Origin of the sequence: Marinactinospora rubrisoli, from assembly GCF_042664915.1 — a bacterium.
In the GTDB taxonomy this organism is placed as follows: domain Bacteria; phylum Actinomycetota; class Actinomycetes; order Streptosporangiales; family Streptosporangiaceae; genus Marinitenerispora; species Marinitenerispora rubrisoli.
The window spans coordinates 1-525 of record NZ_JBHTBH010000037.1; the positions used below are offsets into that span (position 1 = coordinate 1).

A 525-nucleotide genomic window follows, 5' to 3' on the forward strand; every position below is an offset into this window, starting at 1 on the left:
CTTACCTCTTTCAATTCTAGCTTTAATTAGAAATTGTGGATTCTACTTTTGACAAAAAATCCTCGATATACTTTCTAGCCGCAGCTGGGTCTTGCCCAACGCTATTTTCCCGTTTTTCGTCCTTTTCCAATTTTTCTAGTGTTTTCACTCTTACATCGTCAGCATCAGCTTGCGGTACCACTACAACACCGTCAACATCGCCAATAATATAATCCCCCGGATTGACTTCCACTCCTCCGCAAACTATTGGACTATTGATCACACCTTTTGTATTCTTTTTACTCGCACAAGTAGTCGTTCCTTTGCAAAAGACCGGAAAGTCGAGCGCAATGCTGCCCTTTATATCTCTTATCACACCGTCTATAACGATTCCAGCCAGTCCCAGTGTTTTGCCTAAGCCAAGAATAAAATAGCCAGCGAATAAGTTTTTATGATCTTTCGCAAGATAAGCATGCAATAGTAGTGCGGCGCCAATGATAATTAATAAAGTCGGCCACGAATAGAAGTCGACAAACAAGGGAACAC

At 41.5% G+C, this 525-nt stretch carries 1 protein-coding gene; it reads right to left on the reverse strand.

Annotated elements, in window-relative coordinates; genetic code table 11:
- Window positions 1–22: 22 nt before the first annotated feature.
- A partial coding sequence (locus ACFQRF_RS27700) for an RraA family protein (protein ID WP_379874427.1) occupies window positions 23–525 on the reverse strand: 503 nt, incomplete at its 5' end.